The 24,448-nt window shown below is 33.0% G+C and carries 22 protein-coding genes and 1 riboswitch; of the genes, 3 read left to right on the forward strand and 19 right to left on the reverse strand.

What is annotated here, in order from left to right:
- Positions 1–3: 3 nt before the first annotated feature.
- The 4 genes from DG508_RS01490 to DG508_RS01505 all read right to left on the reverse strand — a co-directional run bounded on the left by DG508_RS01490 (position 4) and on the right by DG508_RS01505 (position 4,727).
- Positions 4–1,203, reverse strand: a complete 1,200-nt coding sequence (locus DG508_RS01490; RefSeq protein ID WP_108866451.1) for a pyridoxal phosphate-dependent aminotransferase — start codon at positions 1,201–1,203, stop codon at positions 4–6.
- Positions 1,200–2,027 carry a prephenate dehydratase gene (locus tag DG508_RS01495; protein ID WP_108866452.1) on the reverse strand — a complete coding sequence of 276 codons (828 nt, stop codon included), beginning with the start codon at positions 2,025–2,027 and terminating at the stop codon, positions 1,200–1,202. Before DG508_RS01495 ends, DG508_RS01490 begins: the two co-directional genes overlap by 4 nt.
- A gap of 481 nt (positions 2,028–2,508) precedes the next feature.
- Positions 2,509–3,696 (reverse strand): glycine C-acetyltransferase, encoded by a 1,188-nt coding sequence (gene kbl / locus DG508_RS01500; RefSeq protein ID WP_108866453.1) that lies wholly within the window; start codon positions 3,694–3,696, stop codon positions 2,509–2,511.
- A gap of 56 nt (positions 3,697–3,752) precedes the next feature.
- Positions 3,753–4,727, reverse strand: a complete 975-nt coding sequence (locus tag DG508_RS01505; protein ID WP_108866454.1) for an NAD-dependent epimerase/dehydratase family protein — start codon at positions 4,725–4,727, stop codon at positions 3,753–3,755.
- A 188-nt stretch (positions 4,728–4,915) separates the two neighbouring features.
- On the opposite strand from DG508_RS01505, the gene DG508_RS01510 reads away from it, so the two are divergent.
- Complete coding sequence (locus DG508_RS01510; protein ID WP_103864673.1) at positions 4,916–5,377, forward strand: Lrp/AsnC family transcriptional regulator; 462 nt, start codon at positions 4,916–4,918, stop codon at positions 5,375–5,377.
- A 253-nt stretch (positions 5,378–5,630) separates the two neighbouring features.
- On the opposite strand, the gene DG508_RS01515 is transcribed toward DG508_RS01510, so the two are convergent.
- Positions 5,631–6,425: a carboxypeptidase-like regulatory domain-containing protein gene (locus DG508_RS01515; protein WP_108866455.1), complete on the reverse strand. Its 795-nt coding sequence runs from the start codon at positions 6,423–6,425 to the stop codon at positions 5,631–5,633.
- A 191-nt stretch (positions 6,426–6,616) separates the two neighbouring features.
- On the opposite strand from DG508_RS01515, the gene gldA reads away from it, so the two are divergent.
- Positions 6,617–7,519 (forward strand): gliding motility-associated ABC transporter ATP-binding subunit GldA, encoded by a 903-nt coding sequence (gene gldA, locus DG508_RS01520; protein ID WP_108866456.1) that lies wholly within the window; start codon positions 6,617–6,619, stop codon positions 7,517–7,519.
- A 45-nt stretch (positions 7,520–7,564) separates the two neighbouring features.
- On the opposite strand, the gene DG508_RS01525 is transcribed toward gldA, so the two are convergent.
- The 8 genes from DG508_RS01525 to DG508_RS01560 all read right to left on the reverse strand — a co-directional run bounded on the left by DG508_RS01525 (position 7,565) and on the right by DG508_RS01560 (position 18,219).
- Complete coding sequence (locus DG508_RS01525) at positions 7,565–7,969, reverse strand: response regulator (RefSeq protein WP_103864670.1); 405 nt, start codon at positions 7,967–7,969, stop codon at positions 7,565–7,567.
- Positions 7,956–10,685, reverse strand: coding sequence for a PAS domain S-box protein (locus DG508_RS01530; protein WP_108866457.1), 2,730 nt, complete (start codon positions 10,683–10,685; stop codon positions 7,956–7,958). Before DG508_RS01530 ends, DG508_RS01525 begins: the two co-directional genes overlap by 14 nt.
- 207 nt (positions 10,686–10,892) lie before the next feature.
- The gene (locus tag DG508_RS01535; protein WP_108866458.1) at positions 10,893–11,636 is read right to left on the reverse strand and encodes a head GIN domain-containing protein; all 744 of its coding nucleotides are present in this window, start codon (positions 11,634–11,636) and stop codon (positions 10,893–10,895) included.
- 46 nt (positions 11,637–11,682) lie between these two features.
- Complete coding sequence (locus tag DG508_RS01540; RefSeq protein ID WP_108866459.1) at positions 11,683–12,780, reverse strand: acyloxyacyl hydrolase; 1,098 nt, start codon at positions 12,778–12,780, stop codon at positions 11,683–11,685.
- A 203-nt stretch (positions 12,781–12,983) separates the two neighbouring features.
- Positions 12,984–13,937, reverse strand: a complete 954-nt coding sequence (gene metF / locus DG508_RS01545) for a methylenetetrahydrofolate reductase [NAD(P)H] (protein ID WP_108866460.1) — start codon at positions 13,935–13,937, stop codon at positions 12,984–12,986.
- A gap of 94 nt (positions 13,938–14,031) precedes the next feature.
- A complete protein-coding gene (locus DG508_RS01550; protein ID WP_108866461.1) occupies positions 14,032–14,505 on the reverse strand; it encodes a DinB family protein in 474 nt (157 codons plus the stop codon).
- Positions 14,506–14,514: 9 nt separating this feature from the next.
- The gene (metH, locus tag DG508_RS01555; RefSeq protein ID WP_108866462.1) at positions 14,515–17,214 is read right to left on the reverse strand and encodes a methionine synthase; all 2,700 of its coding nucleotides are present in this window, start codon (positions 17,212–17,214) and stop codon (positions 14,515–14,517) included.
- A 3-nt stretch (positions 17,215–17,217) separates the two neighbouring features.
- Positions 17,218–18,219, reverse strand: a complete 1,002-nt coding sequence (locus DG508_RS01560) for a homocysteine S-methyltransferase family protein (protein ID WP_108866463.1) — start codon at positions 18,217–18,219, stop codon at positions 17,218–17,220.
- A 207-nt stretch (positions 18,220–18,426) separates the two neighbouring features.
- Positions 18,427–18,532, reverse strand: a riboswitch (SAM riboswitch).
- Positions 18,533–18,791: 259 nt separating this feature from the next.
- On the opposite strand from DG508_RS01560, the gene DG508_RS01565 reads away from it, so the two are divergent.
- On the forward strand, positions 18,792–19,217 hold the full coding sequence (locus DG508_RS01565; RefSeq protein WP_159090592.1) for a cytochrome c oxidase assembly factor Coa1 family protein: 426 nt from the start codon (positions 18,792–18,794) through the stop codon (positions 19,215–19,217).
- 11 nt (positions 19,218–19,228) lie between these two features.
- Here DG508_RS01565 and DG508_RS01570 read toward each other — a convergent pair whose 3' ends face one another.
- The 6 genes from DG508_RS01570 to DG508_RS21445 all read right to left on the reverse strand — a co-directional run bounded on the left by DG508_RS01570 (position 19,229) and on the right by DG508_RS21445 (position 24,444).
- Complete coding sequence (locus DG508_RS01570; RefSeq protein WP_103866093.1) at positions 19,229–19,549, reverse strand: 2Fe-2S iron-sulfur cluster-binding protein; 321 nt, start codon at positions 19,547–19,549, stop codon at positions 19,229–19,231.
- Positions 19,550–19,655: 106 nt separating this feature from the next.
- Positions 19,656–20,711 (reverse strand): NAD(P)/FAD-dependent oxidoreductase, encoded by a 1,056-nt coding sequence (locus tag DG508_RS01575; RefSeq protein WP_108866465.1) that lies wholly within the window; start codon positions 20,709–20,711, stop codon positions 19,656–19,658.
- Positions 20,708–21,307 carry a precorrin-2 dehydrogenase/sirohydrochlorin ferrochelatase family protein gene (locus tag DG508_RS01580; protein WP_108866466.1) on the reverse strand — a complete coding sequence of 200 codons (600 nt, stop codon included), beginning with the start codon at positions 21,305–21,307 and terminating at the stop codon, positions 20,708–20,710. Before DG508_RS01580 ends, DG508_RS01575 begins: the two co-directional genes overlap by 4 nt.
- A gap of 11 nt (positions 21,308–21,318) precedes the next feature.
- Positions 21,319–22,086 (reverse strand): uroporphyrinogen-III C-methyltransferase, encoded by a 768-nt coding sequence (gene cobA, locus DG508_RS01585; protein ID WP_108866467.1) that lies wholly within the window; start codon positions 22,084–22,086, stop codon positions 21,319–21,321.
- A gap of 52 nt (positions 22,087–22,138) precedes the next feature.
- Entirely contained in the window at positions 22,139–24,229 is a 2,091-nt protein-coding gene (locus DG508_RS01590) for a HEPN domain-containing protein (protein ID WP_108866468.1), read from the reverse strand.
- 116 nt (positions 24,230–24,345) lie between these two features.
- Positions 24,346–24,444, reverse strand: a complete 99-nt coding sequence (locus DG508_RS21445; protein ID WP_416354239.1) for an elongation factor 1-alpha C-terminal domain-related protein — start codon at positions 24,442–24,444, stop codon at positions 24,346–24,348.
- Positions 24,445–24,448: the final 4 nt, after the last annotated feature.

The following is a 24,448-nucleotide window of genomic DNA, read 5'->3' on the forward strand; positions in this document are numbered from 1 at the left end:
TACTTACAACTTATAATTTTGATTGATATTATTTTCTACAAATACCATTTCTTGATTTTTAAATCTGTTTATAGCTTTTCTTATATCCTCTTTGGTCACACATAAAGAAAAACGCACATACCCTTTTCCATTACTTCCAAAAATATCCCCTGGAGCTATAAACACATCATTATCATACAGTATGTTATCAATAAATTCCATCCCGTTTACTCCATTAGGTAGTTTTGCCCATACAAACATTCCTTTTGCTGTTTTATCATAGGTACATCCTAATAAATCTATTAATTCCCACAACAAACTTCTTCTTTCTCTATAAATAGTATTCATTTTTTCATACCAATCATCAGAAATTTGCAATGCTGCAATAGCTCCTTTTTGTATCCCTTGAAACATTCCACTATCCATATTACTTTTCACTTTTAGAATGGCTTCTATTTTATCTGAGCTTCCGCTCACCATACCTACTCGCCATCCTGCCATATTAAAAGTTTTGCTTAACGAGTTTAATTCTAAAACCACATCTTTTGCTCCTTCTACAGACAGAATGCTTAATGGAGTATCATTTAATATAAAGCTATACGGATTATCCATCACCAGTAGAATGCTATGTTTTTTTGCAAAATCAATCATCTCTTTATACATTTCTACATCACCAGAAGCTCCTGTTGGCATATTTGTATAATTAACCCACATAATTTTAACCTTACTTAAATCTTTATTTGAAAGGCTATGAAAATCAGGTTTCCACCCATTATTTTCAATTAAATCATAAGAAACAGATTTTGCTCCTATCAAATTAGCTACCGCTGTATAGGTGGGATATCCTGGATTAGGAACCAAAACCTCATCTCCCACATTAAGATACGCCAAAGAAATATGCATAATCCCTTCTTTTGAACCCATCAGGGGTAAAATCTCATTCTTTGGATTTAGAGAAACTTTATATTTTGAACTATAAAAATCTGCAATAGCTTGTCTTAATTCGGGTATTCCTTGATAACTTTGATATTTATGCGCTCCATCAACAAGAACAGCTTGTTGTATTGCATGTACAACTTCTTTTGGGGGGGCTAAATCAGGACTACCAATTGCCATATTAATAATCGGTTTTCCTGAGGCCATAAGCTCTCTTACTTCTCTTAATTTTTTAGAAAAATAGTATTCTTCTACTGTTTCTAATCTTTTTGCGGTTTGAATCTTCATCCGTTTTGATTTTTATATTCTCCCAATACCTTTAATTCTAATGCCATTATTCTTAAAATAGACATTGCCTTTTCATAATCTTTATAATTTTCAAAGGTTACATCTACAAAAAAAGAATATTTCCAAGGCATACTTATAACTGGTAGTGACTGAATTTTGGTTAAATTTAATCCACAGTCACTCATTACATTAAGCACAGTAGCTAAGCTTCCTTTTTTGTGATCGGTAAGAAATTTTAACGATGCCTTATTCACCTTTTTATCTTTTTCTTTTACACCTTCTGTACTAAGAATAAAGAATCGTGTGCTATTTGATTTTATTGTCTGAATTTCTCTTGCTAAAATATCTAATTGATAAATAGCTGCCGCTGTTTCTCCTGCTACTGCTGCAACTCCTCTTAATTGCTCTTCACTAATTCTCCTTGCAACATCAGCTGTATCTGCATCTTCTACCAATTTGATATGTGGCTGTGCTCTAAAAAATTCTTTACATTGCAATAAGGCCATAGGGTGAGAATACACTTCTTTTATTTCTGAAATTTTTTGTCCTTTAAGTGCCATTAAACAATGATGAATCGGCAGAAAATACTCTCCTCTAATCTTTAAATCATGTTCATCTATATATGCATAATTAGGTATAATAGATCCTGCGATCGAATTTTCTATTGCCATGACTCCATCTGTACTCTTATGATTCTCTAAGCTATGCACTAATTCTTGAAAAGACATACACTCATTGATATCTACATCTTCTCCAAAATATGCTTGAGCAACTCCGTGATGGTACGAACCTTTTACTCCTTGTATAGCCACTTTCTTTTTCATCTATTAACTTTATTTCAAAAAAAAATCCCGATTTTCATCGGGATTCTAGTTTTATAAATTTCTGCTCATTTATTTACATAGCGATCCCGTTCTTACTTTTAAAGTAAAAGAAGAAAAAATAAAATCGGTTCCAAGTAAATAAATTGCTCATTATTGTTTCAATTATTCTGTTGCTAAAGTAGCTAAAACTATTACTATTCAAAATATTTTTTGTTTTTTTTCACTTATCAAGCAACATTATCATCAAATTTTAAAATTTTGACCTATATCTATGAACTATTTTAGATATATTTCCAGATATTCTATGAATCTTCTATTTTTCAATCCACTAACAAACGTTCGTGATCACTGGTGTATCAGGTATTTATAAAAAAAAGACTTTATTTTAATAGAAATTTGGCATCAAAAAGGTCCGCCTCTTTATTTTTCACTTTAAAAACGTAAAAATTTCAATGGTTTTTATAAGCAGCATTGTGACAATTTATAATACATCAAGTTCTTTACCTACTTTAACAAATGCTTTTACTGCTTTTTCTAAATGTTCTCGATCATGTGCGGCTGATAGTTGCACTCTAATTCTTGCTTTTCCTTGTGGTACTACTGGATAGAAAAAACCTATTACATAAATCCCTTCTTCTAGTAATCTGGCCGCAAAATTCTGAGCAAGTTTGGCATCATACAACATTACAGGTACTATAGGGTGATCTCCTGCAATAATATCAAATCCAGCAGTAGTCATTTCTGATCTGAAATATTTTGTATTTTCTTCTAACTTATCTCTAAGTGCTGTAGATGAGCTTAACAAATCTAATACTTTGATAGACGCTCCTACAATTGAAGGAGCCACTGTATTAGAAAACAAATAAGGCCTTGAGCGCTGTCTCAACATCTCTACAATTTCTTTTCTTGCCGCTGTAAATCCTCCAGAAGCACCTCCTAAAGCTTTACCGTAAGTTCCTGTAATAATATCTACACGCCCCATCACATTACGATATTCATGTGTTCCTCTACCTGTTTTTCCTAAGAATCCCGTAGAATGACATTCATCGATCATTACCATAGCTCCATACTGATCAGCCAAATCACAGATTTTATCTAATTGAGCTATTGTTCCATCCATAGAAAATGAACCGTCTGTTACAATAAGAACACGTCTTGATCCTTGTGCAGATTTTAGTTGCTTTTCTAGATCTACCATATTATTATGCTCATATCTAAAGCGCTTTGCTTTACACAATCTTACACCATCAATAATAGATGCATGATTCAACGCATCAGAAATAATAGCATCTTCTGCTCCAAGAATAGGTTCAAATACTCCTCCGTTTGCATCAAACGCCGCGGCATACAGAATACAATCTTCCATCCCTAGAAAATCAGCTGTTTTCTGCTCTAATTCTTTATGAATATCTTGAGTCCCACATATAAATCGTACCGAAGATAACCCGTACCCATGAGAATCTATTGCTTTCTTACCTGCTTCAATCACTTCTGGGTGTGATGATAACCCTAAATAATTGTTTGCACAAAAGTTTAATACACCTGTTGTATTTGTTGTATTAATACGTGCTCCTTGCGGAGTTGTAATTATTCTTTCAGATTTATACAATCCTTCAGATACAATCTGATCTAATTCTTTTTGTAAATCGTCTTTTATATTTGAGAACATGTTACTTATTTTTTCTTTGTTGTTATATTATTATTTATACAGATACATTCATCTTATTACGACTTCGCAGTCTCTAAATTTTTTGATCCTGCCGTATATTTTTCTTTTAATTTTTGAATCATAGTAGCAGTAATAGATGTAAGATCAAATTGTGGCTTCCAGCCCCAGTCATTCATTGCCGATGTATCATCAATTGAGTTTGGCCATCGATCAGCAATTTCTTGCCTAAAATCAGGCTCATATGCAATTTGAAAATCTGGATATAATTTACGAATTTCTTGCGCTACTTCTGCAGGAGAGAAACTAATTCCCGCAATATTATATGAAGTTCTAACTTTTATATCTTCTTTGGGCGCATCCATCAATTCTATAGTTGCTCGTATCGCATCTTCCATAAAAATCATTGGCAAGGTAGCATCTTCTTTTAAGAAACAACTAAATTTTTCTTCCAGAACTGCTTTGTGATATATATCTACTGCATAATCTGTGGTACCACCTCCTGGTAATGACTGATATCCAATCACTCCTGGATAACGGATAGACCTAACATCAAGACCATATCTCATAAAGTAATATTGAGCCCAATTTTCTCCTGCCGCTTTACTGATACCATATACTGTGGCTGGGTCCAAATATGCATTATTTGGAGTGTCATTAAGTGGAGCTCCTTCTCCAAAAACGGCTATTGAACTCGGAAAAAATACTTTGTCAATATTATGCAATCTTGAAACTTCAAGAACATTAAACAATGTTTTCATATTAATATCCCAAGTTCTCAAAGGAGTTTCTTCTCCTTTTGCTGAGAGAATTGCTGCCAGATGATAAATCTGAGTTACTTGGTATTGAACTACCACTTCTTTTATTCTATTTATATCTGTAGCATCTATCGTTTCAAAAATGCCTTTATAATTATCCTTTGGCCTTAAATCAGAAGCTATTACATTAGATTCTCCAAATTTCTCTCTTAAAGACTGTGTCAACACAGATCCTAGTTGACCATTTGCTCCTATTACTAAAACAATCGTTTTCATATATTCTGTCCTCTCATTAACAATTCAACACAAAAGTGTTATTTGCTACGCAAAATACAAAACATAACTTTTATAGCCATAATCACAAAATAATTAAGCAATAATTGCTGTATACTATTGTTATTTCAGCTATCTTTACTTCATGCAATATCAAAACCTTAATTTTAAAGTAATTTTTTTGAAGCCTTATGGAGCAATTGGATCATACAGACATAACTATTCTTAGGCTTCTACAACAGGACTCTAAGAAAACTGCAAAAGAAATCGCCACAATTCTTAATCTCACACCTTCTCCTGTTTACGAACGTATTCGCAGACTTGAGAAACAAGGGTTTATCAAAAAGTATGTTGCTATTTTGGACAAAAAATTGATTGATCGCTCAATCACTACTATTTGCCAGGTTTCTATGCGATATCATAATGAGGCTTTTATAGAAAAATTTGAAGAGCAAATTCAAAACCTACGAGAAGTACAGGAATGTTATCATATGGCTGGCCAAGTAGATTTTGTATTAAAAATTCACACCAAAAGCCTTGAAGATTATCATGATTTTGTAAAAACTAAACTTTCTAAAATAGAAAACATCGGGGTATTGAATAGTACTTTTGTTATTAAAGAAATCAAACACACCTCTGAGTTTTATATTTGATTAAACAATTTTACCTTTTCTGAAAAACACAGGTCATATCATAAATGATTTGACCCAATCTTATTTGTTTTATTTTTTTATTTCTAATCAGTATTTTTCTTATACCAGTTATACTTTGAATTTACTGTAAAAAGAAAATCAGCTATTTTTTGTTTATGCAAAGAAGAAAAAATCATAGCTACGGTTAATTTTTATTTTGAAGCATAGGCGAAAAAGAGAATTTTATTGTGGTAAATTCAAAGTGTAAATGGTATTACTCCTTTTGCTTCTTGTTGTTCTTTACATTTTCTGGAGTAAAACCTCTTATTACTCTCTTTTTTATATTCTCTTTTTCTCTTTTCTTAGAGCCTCTCAGGGGTGTAAGAGTATGTTCATCAATTCCAGAAATAGGATGTATCACAATATCACCCATCAATTCTTCATGGTCTTGCACAAGAGTTATAGCATATTCTGACTTATCTGAGACTTGTATTTCTAATGTATTATATCCTATATAACTTATTTGTAGTACATCATTCTTGTTTGCTTTTAAGGCAAAAGCACCATCAAAATCTGATTGTACTACTATACCTTTTCCTTTTATACTAATAAGTACTCCAGGGAGAGAAAGCCCCCTTTCGTTTACTATAGTACCAAAAACAGTACGTTCAGTCAAAACAGACGTTGCCACTTTTCCTTTTACCTTTACCTGTATTGGATAATCTGAAACTACATTTACCTGAGCTTCTTTTATTGAATTCTCTTGTGCATTTGTTTCATTTATACCTAAGGCTAAAAAAGAAAATATTCCTGAAGCTAAATAGGATCGATAGCTATTTTTCTCTTTTCTGCTATATGCTAGTTCACGACCTAATTGTGAACTCTTAAATCGACCACAAATAGCACTATCTTGTTCAAACTTTTTTATGATCTGCTCATCTGTTTTAGTCCTAAAATCATATACAGTTTTTGCACATACTTTACAATGTTTTCCTTTTTCTTCTGGTGTCATTTTACTCCATTCCTCATGACATGGTTTTGGAATATGTATTACTATTGCTTTTCTCATATGGTAATATGCATTTTATATTGAATTTATAAAACCTGTATTGAGTAAAGTAACCATATGAATGAGTAAATGATCATAAAAAATTATCCTAGAATCAGACTTGGTGTGTATATTTTTTTGAAAATTGTCACACTATACATATAATGAATTGTGTACTTTTGGTTCATAACAGATTTTATACACTTCATACTATGTCAATTTCGGTATCTAACGTTTCTAAGTTTTATAATAACCAAAAAGCGCTTAATGCAATTTCTTTTGAAATAAAAAAAGGGGAGATTGTTGGTTTTTTGGGGCCTAATGGAGCTGGAAAATCTACTATGATGAAAATTCTTACTACTTTTCTTGATCCAACAGAAGGTAGTGCATTGGTTAATGATTTTGACATCCACTCTCAATCTATCGATGTAAGAAAAAGTATAGGCTATCTTCCAGAACACAACCCTTTATATCAGGAAATGTATGTTAGAGAATTTTTATTGTTTAATGCTAGTGTATATAAAGTCACAAAATCTAGAATTGAAGAAGTTATCTCATTGACTGGATTAATCCCTGAAGCTAATAAAAAAATCAGCCAATTATCTAAGGGGTATCGTCAACGGGTTGGACTTGCTTGTGCACTACTTCATGACCCTCAGGTTTTGATTCTGGATGAACCTACAACAGGTCTTGACCCTAATCAGTTGGTAGAAATCAGAGAGCTAATAAAATCTATTGGCACCAAAAAAACAGTATTTTTATCTACTCATATTATGCAAGAGGTTGAGGCTATGTGTGATCGTGTTATTATTATCAATAAAGGGGAAATTGTTGCAGACAAACTACTTAATGAAATAGCAGATACAACAGAGCAAATTATTCAGGTAGAATTTGATTATCGAGTTGAAGAAGCTTTTTTAAAAAAACTACCCCATGTTGATAGTGTTGAAAATCTTGTAGGTTTTCTATATCAAATCGTTTTTGACACTCAAACAGATATGCGCCCCACTGTTTTTGATTTTGCTCACGATCATGATTTAAAAATATTACAGCTTTCTAGAAAGAATAAAAATCTAGAAAGTTTATTTAGAGAACTTACCAGTCCTTCTGCCTAAAAAACCAGAGACCTTATATTTTTATTCTCTTTAAGATATAGACAATTAGCTTGCTTTTTCTATATCACGTAAAATTTCTTTAAGTTTCTCTACAGAGATTGGCTTAACGATATAATCACTTACGCTTTCAAAAGATTTAGCTCTTAGAATATCTTCGGGGTCTATAGATGAAGAAACTACATAGATAATTATTTTCTTATCACATGGAACATTCATAAATTCTTCTAGAAATTGAATTCCATCAAGTACAGGCATATTTAAATCTAATAAAATAACATCTGGCAACTTTTTGTTTGCTGAGATAATTGCTTTTAAATTATTCAATGCTTCTTCTCCATTCCTAAAGACCATAAAACCATTGCAAAAATCAACAAGTTCCATTATTTTTTTTACTCCAAATACAAAAATTGGATCATCATCAATAATACAAGCTATATCAATTTTTCTCATATTTCATATATATTTTAAAGATAGTTCCTTTATTTACTTTACTTTCTACTTCTATTTTACCACCCATTGCCTCGACCTGATTTTTTGTTATAAACAACCCTATTCCTCGAGCTTCTTTATTATTATGAAAGGTCTTATACATACCGAATAGTTTAGCTTGGTGTTTTTTTAGATCAATACCTAGTCCATTGTCTTTTATACTCAAAATTACATAATCACCTTTTACATTTGTACTAAGAGTAACATAACTATCTCTCTCTTGAGAACTATATTTTATTCCGTTGGTAATAAAGTTAAGTAGAATACTATCTAAATAGGCTGGAATTCCTAATATATTCAACTTAGGTATTGTCACATTATTTATAACCACTTTAGTTTCTTTTGCTATCGCAGAAACACTGTCTATTGCTTTATTAATAGCATCATGTAAATCTAATCCTACCAAATTTTCATCAACAGAAGTATTCATCAAAACTACTTCATTTAAATGCACAATGGTTTCGGTAAGATTATTAGATGCTGTCTTAAACAATTTAATAATCTCATTTTCTTTTGCTTCTGGGTTCTCCTGCACAAACAGATCCAGTAACATTTGAAAGTTTCCTGAATGTGATTTTAAATTATGAGACACTATATGCGCAAAATTCCTAAGCCTTTTATTTTGATCTTCTGCTACTGACAACCAAGATTTTAAATCTTTTTCTACTTTTTTTATTTCACTAATATCTGCAGCTACTCCAAGATACCCTGTAATCTCATTATTATCTTTTATTGCAGAGAGAGTCACTTGCACAGGAAAACTAGTACCATCTTTTCTTACGTGAGTCCACTCTTTGGTATCATATTCCTCTTTACTAGGCATTGTTGTAAAAACCTCAAATCCTTTAATTTTTTTACCTAACTGAAGTGATAACTCTTTTTCTCTTTGCTCTATTTCTTCTTTTTGATGGAATAACAACAAAGACTTCTTAAACATAACTTCATCTCTATCATATCCCAATAAATTCTCTGCCCCTTTATTAAAAGTAGTTATTACCCCATCACAATCTATACCTATTATACTTACTTGGGTTATATCATCAATAATACTTTTTAGCTCTCCTACAGTTTTTTGAAGTTTTTGTCTAGCTATTATTTTATGGCTTATATCTGCTACCTGAGCAATAAAATATAATGGTTTATTATACTCATCTTTGACGACAGAAACCGATAAGTTTATATGGATAATAAATCCTTCTTTATGGAAACATCTTTCCTCCATATTACTATACACCTTTTCTCCTTTGAAAAGCTTTCTAAACTCTTTATCACTTTTAGTCAAATCATCAGGATGGATAACATCTTTAAATGCTAATTGTGTTAATTCTTCATAAGAATATCCAAGAATTTCACATAGCTTATAATTTACTTTTGTAAAATGCCCCCCTTTATCCAGCATTACCATTCCTATGGCTGCATTTTCAAAATTTCTTCTAAACAATTCTTCACTAATACGTAATCTAATTTCTGTCTCTTTGACTCGTGTGATATCGGCAGTATGCATTATAACTCCCCCTATTGTATTCTCATCGGTATACCAAGGTCGCAACTCCCATGTAAGCCATTGTACAGAACCATCTGATCTTTCAAAACGATCTTCTTCACTTTTTAAGACTTTCCCTCCTAGACATTTTTTATAGTTCTCTATCCATTTTTCACTAGTTTCAGGAAAAATATCATAGTGTGATTTCCCTATCACATCATTATCTTTTATATTATAATCCTCGTACCATTTCTGCGAAACTGCTAAATACTTCATTCCTGTGTCAAACATTGCAATAGCACTTGGGGCTTGTTGTATAAATAGCTTATTTTTTTCTAAATCTTTTTTACGTTTGGTTATTTCTTGATGCGATCCAATCATCCATTCAGGGTTTCCTTCTGAATCCCAACTCACTACTTTTCCTCTATTAAGAACCCAAATCCACTTACCGTTCTTATGCTTCATACGAGATTCACATTCATATAGAGGTATTTTTCCAGAAAAATGTTCTTGCAAAAGTTGATTAGATTTCTCTAAATCTTGTGGGTGAGAAGCTTTTATCAATGTATTGATTGAGACTGGCTCTAACTCTAACAGTGTATATCCTGCAATATTAGCCCATCTCTCATTAAAAATAGTTTCTCCTGTTTTTACATTCCATTCCCAAGTACCCAAATTAGTCGCCTCTATAACATGCTGATAACGGTCTACTTGTCTTTTTAATCGTATTTCTACTTTTTTTAATTTGGTGATATCTGTATGAGCTCCCAACATACGAATTGGCTTACCATTCTCATCTCGTATTGCCAACCCTCTACAGTGAATCCAAACTGTATGCCCTAATTTATGTGTATATCTTACGATTTGATCATATGGGTGAGAAGGGTCTTTACAATGTCTAGTAAAATTACCAAACACCACTTTTAGATCTTCTTGATTGATTATATCTTGCCATGCAGAGGCATTATGTGGCATTTCTTCTGGGTTATACCCAAGAGTAGTCCAAAATTTGGAATTCATCCATTCGTTCTCTGGATTATCTAAATCCCAAAACCACAACCCATCTAAACTCGATTTTTGTATAAAATCAAAAATATGATCATCTTTTTTGATAAGTGCATAAAGTTCTTCTTTAAGGTAATTCTCTTTTACCTTATCAAAATTACGCGTCTTATCAGATTCATTCCGAATCATTCTTAATCATTTTTTAAATATGAAGTTTGGGATAGAAATTTGTTCTAATTATAAAGTTAGACATTAATTCTAATAAAAAAGGTTTAATTACCACAAAATTTTTACGGCATTACCTTGCTAACCAAATATTTACGATCAAAAAAAAAAAAAAAAAGTTCATTTAAAAAATCATATAATGCATTTGCACATTATAAAGACATACTACAGTTATTGAAATATGAGTTTTCCTATAAAAAACTCTTCTACCTCAACAACAGGAGGCTTTGTAATAGCAATCACATCTCCTGTACTTCGTATTTGTCCTTTGATAGACTGCTGAGGATTTATAATAATTTTATTTGTTCCTCTATGGTTGACATGAACATGTTGAGCCACGAGGTCAGCTCCTTCAAACCTTCCTGTTCCTGAAGCAAAATTAACAGATAATGACTGTGCCTGCCCTTTTATAGAAAAGGAAGCTATATTATTTCCTACTACACTTATACTCTCTGCATCAACCATTAAATTAAAAGTCCCTGTAGTTGTTTCTGTATTTTCCCCAAAATCTTCAGACAATAAGCTTAGTGATGGATACATTAGCACCCCTTCTGATGAAATATCAAACTGTGTACCGCTTCTTATCTCGGTTATATGTGGAGCGGTAATATATATCTTGGTTTGATTAAAACTTCTAAAAAAACCACATTCATTTGTATTACTCAATATAAGACGACCTTCTTGCACTACTGCAGAGACTTCATTCATTAAATTATCTCCTGTTTCAATAATTATTGAGGTACTGTCTCCTTGTTTAATTACGACCTCTATATTAGGGTTTACTAAAATCCTTGTAAAGTCTGAAACCTCAACTTCTTTCCTTATAATAGTACCTGTTCTCTGAAAACAATCTGAAGCGTTCTCAGAATCACACCCAAATAAAAAAAACACTACTAGTATTCCTATAAATCTCACTACTATCTATTTTTAAAAAAGGTTTTGAAAAATTACTCCTATTATTTTATAATCTATATCCCACAGAAAACTCCATAGCTTCAGCTTTGGCAGCATGAGATCTCACAGTCAACGAGCCAAATACATTTTTGGTAATATAATATTGAACTCCAGCTCGCAAATATGTTTGTCCTTCAAAATCATATGGGTAATATGCATAATACCCAAATTGTGTTAACACAGAGATTCTATTTACTCTCAACTCATGCCCAAGAAATACTCCTACTCGTTTGGAGTCTTCTTCTCCTGTGGTTCCATCATTAAACCCTCCTACTGCTCTAAAATCTATATAGCGTTCTAAGGCTTTAGAAAAAAAGATCTCTGCTCCTAATTGTATGGCGCTTTTTTTATTTAATCTCTTATCTGCATAAGCGGCAAGTGTATAAAAAGGAAATCGCCCTGACCCTACCACATCACTCTCATTAACACCGCTTCTAAAAATAAATCCATAACCAACGGGCTCTGCTCCTTTAAGATCTCCTTTTTGTTTTTCTATATACTCGGGTGTATCTGTATCTAATGCATATGTAAGTCCTGCATTGAGAAATAATGTATTAGTACTTTTGTTTGGAGCTTTTGAGTTTCCATTAGAATAATGAATCACTCCTAAGCCTGCTTGTATCCCAAGTCCTTTTATAAGGTTTTCTTTTTTTGCATTAAGTAATAGATATGTTGCACTAGACAAATGAGATCCATGTGCAATATTTCTAAAATTCTCATCCTCATCATATGGATTCGTACTGTATCCTATTCCTTGCCCTATTCGAAGTTGCAAATAGCGTTTTAGGAAATAAAAATTATAATGTACAAACAGCCCTAAATGTTTGCCCAAATACTCATTATCCATATCTTGATATATAAAGGAAGCTCCATAATCAGGATAATTATATAATCTCTCCCAATCTTCTGATCCAAATGTTTCTCGTTGAAAAGAAAAAATTATACCAGATGGGTGACCTGTAATCAAATGTGAGATATCTGGATTATGTTTAAGAATGGTTCCATAAAAATTATGAACATCCAATGTATAATTCCTCTTCGATTCGATCTGGGCATAGCTATAGAAATGAAGAATACAAATAAATAAACAGATCCGTTTTATCATTCGGCAAAAGTAATAATTAAAATAATAACCGATCCTTATATAAAGATCGGTTATTATTCCTGTTTTTTTTTGATTAATTGAAGTTCTTTTCTTACTTCATAGTAGTATTACAAGGTAAGAAAAAGGTGAAGTTTGAATATAAAAGATTTTTTATAGCGAATTAAAAAAAAGCTTAAATCATCCCTTACATCAATACTTTGATTTTAAAAAATAGCAGAAGCTATTTTTTTTATGTTATCTGATTTCCCCATAGAGTAATAGTGTAATACAGGAACTCCATATTCCATTAATTCTTTAGACTGTTTAATTGCAAATTCTACTCCTACTTGTCTTACCTCGCTGTTTGTTTTACATTTTTCTACTTCTCTTACTAGTTCATCTGGCATATCTAATCTGAATACTTGAGGTAACAATTGTAAATGTCTTTTTACAGCTACTGGTTTTATTCCAGGAATTATTGGCACGTTGATTCCTGCGCCTCTTGCTTTTTCTACAAAATCAAAGTATCGTTGATTATCAAAAAACATTTGGGTAACCACATAATCTGCCCCTGCTTCTACTTTATCTTTAAGCCTTCTGATATCAGCATCCATAGAGGGCGCTTCCAGATGTTTTTCTGGATATGCCGCAACTCCTACACAAAAATCAGATTTATTATCTGTTTCAATGACTTCATGTAAAAATTGTCCTTTATTCATATTAACAATCTGTTCTACCAATTCATTGGCATAAGAGTGCCCTCCTTTTGTTGGCGTAAAATATTTTTCTTCCTTCATAGCATCTCCTCGCAATGCCATTATATTATCGATTCCCAAATAATGACAATCTACCAATAGATATTCTGTTTCTTCTTTTGTAAACCCCCCACATAATACATGAGGAATTGTATCTACATTATATTTATGAGTAATAGATGCGCAAATACCTACTGTACCAGGACGCATTCTAGTCAGTTTTTTATCTAATAACCCTTCTCTATCAATATATATAAACTCTTCTCTAGAAGTAGTCACATCGATAAAAGGAGGATCAAATTCCATTAATGGATCAATATTATTATACAATTCTTGTATACTTCTTCCTTTTTGTGGTGGTATTAATTCAAAAGAGAATAGTGTTTTGCCTTTTGCTTTTTTTATGTGGTCTACTACTTTCATCTCATTTATAATTCTTAATTGGTATTTTATATGGTTTCATAGCCTCTTGAAACTAGTTTTTATTTTGAAACCTTCTTTACTTAATTTTTCTTTATTATTTCAATTGACTATATATCATATTTATTTGCCCTAAGTGATATACATCGTGTTGCAACACTCCTCGAATCATATATTTGTTTGTATACTCGCCTCCAGCTACTTTTTCATTCATTTTTGATTCTGGTATTTCCAAAAGTAGTTTACTAATCATATTTTGAGTTTTGCCAAGTTCATTTATCGTATCTTCTTTCTGCATTTCGGTTTGCACTACGACATCTTTTCGCCAATCGTTTTCAGAGTTTAGCTCAATGGTAAATTCTTTATTTCCTTTTAATTTTTCAATAACAAAATTTCTCCAACCTATAATATGGTATACTAATTCTGAGATAGAATGTGAAGCTTTTTCTGGCTTTTTATCCCAAAATCCTACAGGTATATGCTCAAGTGATTTCATGATAGAGTCTCCAAACCAAGGGTCTCCAACAAAAATCTCATTATATTGTATTACACTTTCTTTAGGATCCATCATAATTTATCTTTATTCTAAAATATTAGGGTTCAACCATTTTTTGGCATACTCAAAGTCTATATTTTTTCTTTCTGAAAAATCTTTTACTTGATCTTCTTTCATCTTTCCTAATCCAAAATATCTTGCTTCTGGGTTCCCAAAATAATATCCAGACACTGAAGCTGCAGGCCACATCGCCAGACTTTCTGTAAGCTCAACTCCTATGTTCTCTTTTACTTGCAGTAATTCCCAAATAGTTATTTTCTCTAGGTGGTCTGGGCAAGCTGGATATCCTGGAGCAGGTCGAATTCCTTTATATTCTTCTTTTATCAATTCATCATTACTCAAAGTTTCTCCTCTAGCATATCCCCAATCTTCTATTCTCACTTTTTTATGTAAATATTCTGCAAAAGCTTCTGCCAATCGATCTGCTAATGCTTTGATCATAATAGAATTATAATCATCATGATCTGCCTCAAAAGCTTCTGCTAGCTCTCTAGTTCCAAATCCTGTTGTTACACAAAAGCTACCTATATAATCCTGAACTCCACTCTCTTTGGGAGCTACAAAATCTGCTAATGCAAAATTGGGTTTTCCTGCATGTTTTTTTAATTGCTGTCGGAGTGTTCTGAATCTAAAATTACCTTGCTCAGAAATCACTTCTATATCATCATCATTTATTGTATTTGCCTCGAACAGGCCATATATTGCTTTTGCTCCTAATAATTTTTCGTCAAATACTTTTTGCAATAGTTCCCTCGCATCTTTATAAAGAGATGTAGCCTGTTCTCCTACTACTTTATCTGTAAGAATTGCAGGATATTTACCATGTAAATCCCATGATCTAAAAAATGGGCTCCAATCAATATATGGTTCTAATTTTTGTAGATCAAATTCTTCTATTACCTGAACTCCTAAAGTATTTGGCTTTATTATTTCTGAAGTCTGCCAGTCTATACTATATTTATTTTTTCTGGCTCCTTCTATAGTTAAATACTCTTTTCTCTTTGTTCTTTTTAGAAATCCTTCTCTAAACTTACTATAGTTTTCTTTTAGATCTCCTACATACTTTTGGTTACTTCTTTTATTCAACAAATCACCTACCACAGTTACTGCTCTTGATGCATCATTGACATGTACAACTGCATTTTTATATTGCGGATCAATTTTGACAGCTGTATGTGCTTTTGATGTTGTTGCCCCGCCTATTAGTAACGGAATATCAAAGTTCTTGCGTTCCATTTCTTTTGCCAAATACACCATTTCATCTAATGATGGGGTTATCAAACCACTAAGCCCTATAATATCAACTTTTTCGTCAATGGCTGTTTGAATTATTTTCTCTGGAGGTACCATTACTCCAAGATCAACAATCTCATAGTTATTACAACCTAACACTACCGAAACTATATTTTTCCCTATATCATGTACATCTCCTTTTACTGTTGCCATCAAAATCCGGCCATTAGAATCACTTTCTGTAGATAAAGATGTCTCAGAACTATTCTTTTTTTCTTCTTCGATAAACGGAAGTAGATATGCTACTGCTTTTTTCATAACTCTAGCAGATTTTACTACTTGAGGTAAAAACATTTTTCCAGATCCAAAAAGGTCTCCTACTACATCCATGCCTATCATCAAATTACCTTCTATCACACTTATAGTCTTATCTACATGCTGTCTTGCTTCTTCTACATCTTCAACAATATACTGATCGATCCCTTTTACCAGCGCTCTTGTTATTCTATTTTGCAAGGGTTCCTCCCGCCATGAGAGGTCTACTGTCTGTTCTTTTTTTACTCCTTTGACTGTTTCTGCAAAATCTAATAGTCGTTCTGTAGCATCATCTCTTCTATCTAAAATTACATCCTCTACATGTTCTAGAAGGTCTTTAGGAATATCATCATACACCTCTAACATAGCAGGATTTACAATCCCCATATTCATCCCTGCTTTGATAGCATGATACAGGAAAACAGAATGCATTGCTTCTCGTACTGTATTATTTCCTCTAAACGAAAACGAGACATTACTTACACCACCACTTACACTACAGTGAGGTAAATTTTCTCTGACCCATCGAGTTGCCTCTATAAAATCTATAGCATTTTTACGATGTTCTTCCATCCCTGTGGCTACTGGAAAAATATTAAGATCAAAGATGATATCTTCTGGAGGAAATTTCACCTGATTGACCAATACATCATACGATCGTTTCGAGATTTCTATACGACGTTCATAATTATCAGCCTGACCTACTTCATCAAAAGCCATAACGATCACTGCAGCTCCATAACGTTTTATCGACTTGGCATGTGCTATAAATTCTTCTTCACCTTCTTTAAGACTTATGGAGTTTACAACACATTTACCTTGTACCACTTGCAGACCTGCTTCAATAATCTCCCATTTAGAACTATCGATCATTATGGGCACTCTGGCGATATCGGGTTCTGCCATAATAAGATTAAGAAATCGTACCATAGCTTCTTTACCATCAATAAGCCCGTCATCCATATTGATATCAATAACTTGGGCTCCTCCTTCTACCTGATGTCTAGCTATATCTAAGGCTTCATCGAATTTTTCTTCTTTAACCAATCGTAAAAACTTACGTGATCCAGCAACATTAGTACGTTCTCCTACATTGATAAAATTCGTGTTTTCAGAAACAATCATGGGTTCTAATCCAGAAAGTTTCAAGTATCTTCTTTCTTTTTTACTACTCATCTTTTATACAGTAACTCCTACAACTCTAGGCTTATATTCTTTTGCTAAATCTGCAATTGCCTTAATATGCTCTGGTGTTGTACCACAACATCCTCCTACAATATTGACTAGATTTTTTTCTAAATATTCTTTGATTTGTTCTGCCATTTCTTCTGGTGTTTCATCATACTCTCCAAATGCATTTGGCAAACCTGCATTAGGGTGAGCAGATATTCCAAAGTTTGCTTTTTGAGCTAAAACTTCTAAATGAGGTGTCAATTGATTTGCTCCTAAGGCGCAATTAAACCCTACAGAAAGCATTGGTATATGAGATACAGAAATCAAAAAGGCTTCTGCTGTTTGACCAGAAAGTGTTCTCCCACTTGCATCTGTTATCGTACCACTTATCATTATCGGAATATCTATATCTTTTTCTTCTTTCACTTCTTCTATAGCAAAGAGGGCTGCTTTGGCATTTAATGTATCAAAAACGGTTTCCACCAATAAAATATCAGCCCCCCCATCTATTAATGCCTCTACTTGTTGCTTATAGGCTATTCTTAATTCATCAAAAGTTACTGCTCTATACCCTGGATCATTAACATCAGGAGACATACTTGCTGTTCTGTTCGTAGGGCCTATTGATCCAGCAACAAACCGAGGTTTATGTGGTTCTTTTGCAGTGAATTCATCGGCCACTTCTTTTGCAATTTTTGCTGATTCATAGTTTAATTCATACACCAATTCTTCCATCTCATAATCTGCCATTGCGATTGTAGTACCAGAAAAGGTATTGGTTTCTACAATATCAGCTCCTGCCTCAAAATAAAGCCGATGCACTTCTTTTAATGCTTCTGGTTGAGTGATACTTAGTAAGTCATTATTTCCTTGAACAGGAACAGGCCAATCCTTAAACCGCTCTCCTCTAAAATCTTCTTCTGTAAATTTATAGCGTTGCAACATAGTTCCCATTGCTCCATCCAGAATAAGAATTCTTTCTTCTAATATTTTTTGTATGTCTTTCATCTTTTTCTATTTATTGTTCTGACGATCAGACGTAATTGTGTCACAATCTTTTCATCAATACTACAATTATTAACATATAGCAATCATGCCCTACAGATTTCTGTTTGAACAGAAATACCGAAAAGCGCATCAACTCTTTATCTAAATAAAGAGTTAAATATGTGTATCAAGAAAAGTAAAAGGAAAATATAGTAAGACTATATATCTTTGTTATCTATTCTCAAATATGAGATAGAATGTAGCACCTTCTTTACAAGATAAAGGGTTGCTAAGGTTTCACAGGGTCTAATCCCTCCACCTTTCTTGATAACATTAAAAATAAGTTTATGAACTTAACAGTTTACTACTGCTTATTTGACTACAAATAAAAGGCATAGCCTTTTGTTATGCAAGTTTATTAACTCAATTTTTTTGTTGTAGTTCATTAATAACACATTTATACCATTTATTCTTTGTAAAGAATAAATAGAATCCAAATAAAGCTAGTATATCCCTATATGAAATACGCACTATCATTTTGCAACAGCTGCTATTATACTATGTCTATAGTAGACAATAATTACCGTTCTTTTATGAGTACATATATTTTAAGTAAAAACTGGTGGAGTAAAAACTGGAAGTGGTTTTTTCCGACCACAGGGATATTAAGTTGTATTGTTCTATTTTTTATGATGACTGGTGATGCTACATTAAGATATGGTGCTGTTTACTTGCAACCTGAGCTTATAGAAAATGCTTTATTAAGAGCTAAAAAGAATGAACGAGTCATCGAAAAAATAGGAGAACTGAAATCTGTTGATTTTCTCAGCTTACTAGAAGGTGAGGTTGTCTATTCAAACAACAACAATTCAGTTGCTCTAACTGTAGGTGTAAAAGGCGCTAAGGGAAGAGCAAAAATGGATATTATTGCCAATAAAATCAACGAGAACTGGAACTATCAAAAAATTACAATTAGAATAAAAAAGCCTACAAAAGAGACTATCAAAATCCTTGAATAGCTTACAATCATTTATGTTTCTGGCGCGAGTTCTACTTCTAGTCCATCTAATTCTGGAGTAATAGGGATTTGACACCCGAGTCTACTATTATCTTCTACATAAAAGGCCTCTGCCAGCATCATATCTTCGTCCTGTCCCATTTCTGGTAATTGATGTTCAGATAATACATAGCATTGACAAGATGCACACATAGCCATACCGCCACAGGTTCCTTCTACTGGTAATTCATATGCCTTACAAACTTCCATCAGATTCATAGCCATATCTGTTGGGGCTAATACTTCATGCACTACTCCTTCTCTATCTTTTATCTTTATAGTAATATCTGACATATCTTTCTATTTCTTACTGCAAATATAATCAAAGACCTCACAAGATACATACCTAAAATTATTTTGGGCACAGGTCCTGTGAGGTCTAAAACAAAGTCTTTTCTTATTAATTGATTGCTTTTACAACTTCTTTTTTGGCTTCTTTCTTACTACCATCAAATCCTTCTACTCCTCCAACAGTTGTATATTTCATCACATATTTTTTGTCTGGATGTATTCTCTGGTATGCACTTTGACACATCAATGTTGCTTCATGAAAACCAGAAAGTATTAATTTTAATTTTCCTCGATATGTATTCACATCTCCTATTGCATAAATACCTGGGATATTTGTTTGATAATCATACGAGTTATCTACTTTGATTGCATTTTTCTCAATCTCTAATCCCCAATCTGCAATTGGCCCTAGTTTTGGTGATAAACCAAATAATGGAATAAAATAATCTGTATCTACAGTAATATCTCCTTCGGTTTTATGCTTTATCCCTACTCCTGTGATATGATCTTCTCCTTTTAACTCTTTTACTTCTGCTTCTGTAATTAGATTTATTTTTCCTAGCTTAGAAAGTTCTGCTACTCGTTCTACAGAGTCTAAGGCTCCTCTAAATTCATTACGTCTATGTACTAAAGTTACTTCACTTGCAACATCTGCTAAAAATATTGACCAATCTAAAGCTGAGTCTCCTCCTCCTGCTATCACAACACGTTTATCTCTATATACCTCTGGATCACGAATGATATACGCTACGCCCTTATCTTCAAAGTCTAAAATATTTGGAATAGGTGGCTTTCTTGGTTCAAAAGAACCTAATCCTCCTGCTATTGCAACTACTGGTGCATTGTGCTTTGTACCTTTATTGGTAGTTACCACAAATGTATCATCGTCTAGTTTTTCTATAGTATCAGCTCTTTCTCCTAGTGTAAATCCAGGTTCAAAAGGTTTTATCTGCTCCATCAAGTTGTCTACTAAATCTCCAGCCAATACTTCTGGAAATCCAGGGATATCATATATTGGTTTTTTGGGATATATTTCTGAACACTGCCCTCCTGGTTGCGGTAAGGCATCAATAAGGTGTGTTTTTAGTTTCAGTAATCCTGCTTCAAAAACAGTGAATAATCCTGTTGGTCCTGCTCCGATTATTAAAATATCAGTCTTAATCATTTTTCAACTTCTTTTTTTCCTATTAATCCTTTAGTAAATTCATTTAGTGTTTCTACTTTTTCTTCGAAATCACCTTTTATTGTTTTTCTATATTCGTTTAAATTGTTAACTAAATCATCAATATTTTCAGGAATTACTTCTTCAAAAAATTGACGTAAGCGTTTGGCAGTAGTTGGCGATTTCCCATTAGTAGAAATTGCCACTTTTACATTGCCTTTGGTAACAATCCCTCCCATATAAAAATCACAATATGGTGGATTATCTGCTACATTAACCAATTTACTTTGCTCTCTACAGTCTTGATATACCTGCAAATTGACTTCAGGGATATCTGTAGTCGCTATCACAATATGTTTTCCTTCTAGAAAACGTTTGTGATATCTTTTTTTTATCATTTCTATCCCAAATTTTTGAGCCAGTGCCTCAGTAGCTTCTCTATACATTGGCGAGACCATTGTCACTCTTGAATCGGGACTTGATTTTAATAAGAACGTTAGCTTTTCTTCTGCCACATTTCCTCCTCCTACAATTAAAGTTTCTAGGTTATCCGTTTTAAAAAAAACAGGATATAAGTTATTTCTTTCTTCTTCATTCATCACTTCTGCTGTTAAGATGCGATTTCTTGTCTTACTTCATTATAAATCGAAGCTAGCATTACACTTTGATTTACGACTTCTCCTATTACAATAATAGCTGGAGAAGACAATTTTTTCTCTACAACTACTTGCTCAATAGTATCTATTGTACCAAAACCAAATTGTTCGTTTTTGGTAGTTCCATTTTGAATAATCGCTACTGGAACATCTTGTTTGTTTTCTTTTTCAAAGATACTAACTATTTCATTCAACTTACCCATTCCCATTAAAATTACCACAGTTGCATTTGATTTTGCAGCTTGATATATATCTTGCGATAACTCATGAGTTTTTGTTGTTCCTGTAATTACCCAAAAGCTTTCAGAAAACCCTCTTTTGGTTAAAGGGATTCCTTGATAAGCAGGAACTGCCATTGCAGAAGATATCCCTGGAACCATATTTGTCTCTATTCCAAACGGGTGCGCATAATCAATTTCTTCTGCTCCTCTTCCAAAAATAAATGGATCTCCTCCTTTTAACCTTACAACATGTCCATGACTTTTGGCTCTACTTACAATTAACTCATTAATTTGATCTTGATGATATGCATAACATCCTTTTCTTTTTCCTACAAAAATTTTTTCGGCTCTGCGAGCATATTCTAATAAAGTTGTATTAATGAGCGCATCATACAACACCACATCTGCAGATTCTAATGCTTTGACAGCCTTAACAGTGATCAAATCTGGATCTCCAGGACCTGCTCCTACTACTGTAAGTTTTGGTGTTTTATTACTCATTTTTTATCTAATTAAAACACTCTCTCAAAATGAGTGTTATCACTAATTGCTTTTATGCTTTCTCTACTTCAATTGCTCTAAACTCTTGTACTTGTTGCAAAAATTGTTCTGCTTTTTTAATATAATCTACCGCAAAATCTCTGGTTGGAGTATTTTTTTGAATTTGATATATTAAATCAGCAAATGTTCCTTCAAGGCTTATTTTTTCGCTTTCTACGAACTGCTCATCAAATTGTTTTATAATCGCTGCATGGCTATTTGTCTTTTTCTTTTCTGCTAATAGCATCGCTTTGGCAGAATTCACTAAAGAACTATATGCATGATAGACAGCATCAGAGTACACTTCATTTTCAAAAGAAATTTTAGCATTTTCTATTTTCTCTTCGCTTTCTAAAAACAATGTTGCAATTAAATCTATAACCACACCAGCACATTCTCCTACTCCTATTGCTTTTACATACTCTTCTTCATTACCCCAATCTATAAAGTCTTTTTGTGTAAGATTATCTACACTTGATAAATCGGTAAGAAATTCATAAAAATACTTTTCTCCTTTTCCCTCATAATATTCTACAAAGGTTTTTCCTGCTGCATTGGCTTCAAAATCATTAAGGATTCTACGCAATGCTTCTGGTCCTCTTCTACTTGGTATTTTTACTACTTTGTCTGCAAAACGACCTTTTCCATCTCCAAGATTTCCTCCTCCTAATAGCACCTGTAAAGCTGGTGCCACCAATTTATCTTTGGTACGTATAGACATTCCTTGAAAACCTATATTAGCCATTGTATGCTGCCCACATGAGTTCATACAACCACTGATTTTGATCACCATATCCTCTTTTTTCAAATATTGAGGGTATTCGGTTTTAATTACTCGTTCTAATTCTTCTGCAATACCTGTACTACTAGCTATCCCCAGATTACATGTATCTGTACCTGGGCAAGCTGTAATATCTATCGCTTTATTATACCCTGCTTCTACAAAGCATAACTTTTTTAATTCTTGATAGAAAAATGGTACTAGTTCTTCTTTTACAAAAGGTATTAATATATTTTGTCGCAAGGATAATCTAAGTTCACCTGCTGCATACTTCTCTACTAAATCTGCTAACAACCTAGCTTTGTCTGTATAAAAATCGCCCAACAATACTTTTATCCCTATAGCTACGTATCCTTCTTGTTTTTGGGGGATTACATTGGTAGTTTTCCAAAGATTAAAAGTTTCTTGATCTGTAATCTCTACTTCAGGAACTTCTACCTGAACAGGAACTGATTCTTTGTACGACTCTATATCTATTGGCACCGATTTATTTACTATAGCATCTTGTTCTGCTTCTAATAATTCTTTGAATGCTTCTAGGCCAATATCTTTGATCAAGAATTTCATTCTTGCTTTGGCTCTACTTTTTCTTTCTCCATGACGATCAAATATCCTCAACACTCCTTCCATTAAAGGAATCATTTTATCTGATGGCAAAAAGTCATATAGTTCATCTGCATGCCTTGGTTGCGAACCTAATCCACCTCCTAACATCACCTTAAACCCTCTTTCTCCATTCTGGATTTTGGCTATAAAACCTAAATCATGCATGTATGATAAGCCTGTATCTTCATCTGTTCCTGAAAAAGACACCTTGAATTTACGTCCCATCTCCTGACAGATTGGATTTCTTAAAAAGGCGCGAAACAATGCGTCTGCATATGGAGATACATCAAAAGGTTCATTTGGATCAATTCCTGCCGTTTCTGATGCAGTTACATTACGAACTGTATTACCACAAGCTTCTCTCAGAGTTACCTGATCTCTTTCTAACTCTGCCCATAACTCAGGGGTCCTGTTTAAATCCACATAATGAATCTGTATATCTTGACGTGTTGTAATATGTAATCGTCCTCTTGAATATTCATCTGATACTTCACAAATACGTCTAAGCTGATTACTTAATACTTTACCATATGGTAATTTTATACGAATCATTTGTACGCCTTCTTGACGCTGACCATAAACTCCTCTCGCTAAACGAAGGCTACGAAATTTTTCTTCATCAACCTTACCGTTATGAAATTGCTCAATTTTATTGGCTAATTCTATAATGTCTTTTTCAACAATCGGGTTTTCTATTTCAGTTCTAAAACTTTGCATCTTTTTTCGTATTTCCACCCTCAAAAAAGGGTATAGTTATGACTTTTGTGTGATGGTTTTATGGTTTAAAAATTCCTGCTTTTCTCTTCTCTTTTATCAGGAAAGATCTTTTTATTTTATTCTATAAATCCTACTCCAGAGGTATTATTGGTTTGAGAATCTATTAATATAAATGATCCAGAAGCTTTATTCTTACTATAAGAATCTATAGCCAATGGT

The sequence above is a fragment of the Aquimarina aquimarini genome (assembly GCF_900299535.1).
In the GTDB taxonomy this organism is placed as follows: domain Bacteria; phylum Bacteroidota; class Bacteroidia; order Flavobacteriales; family Flavobacteriaceae; genus Aquimarina; species Aquimarina aquimarini.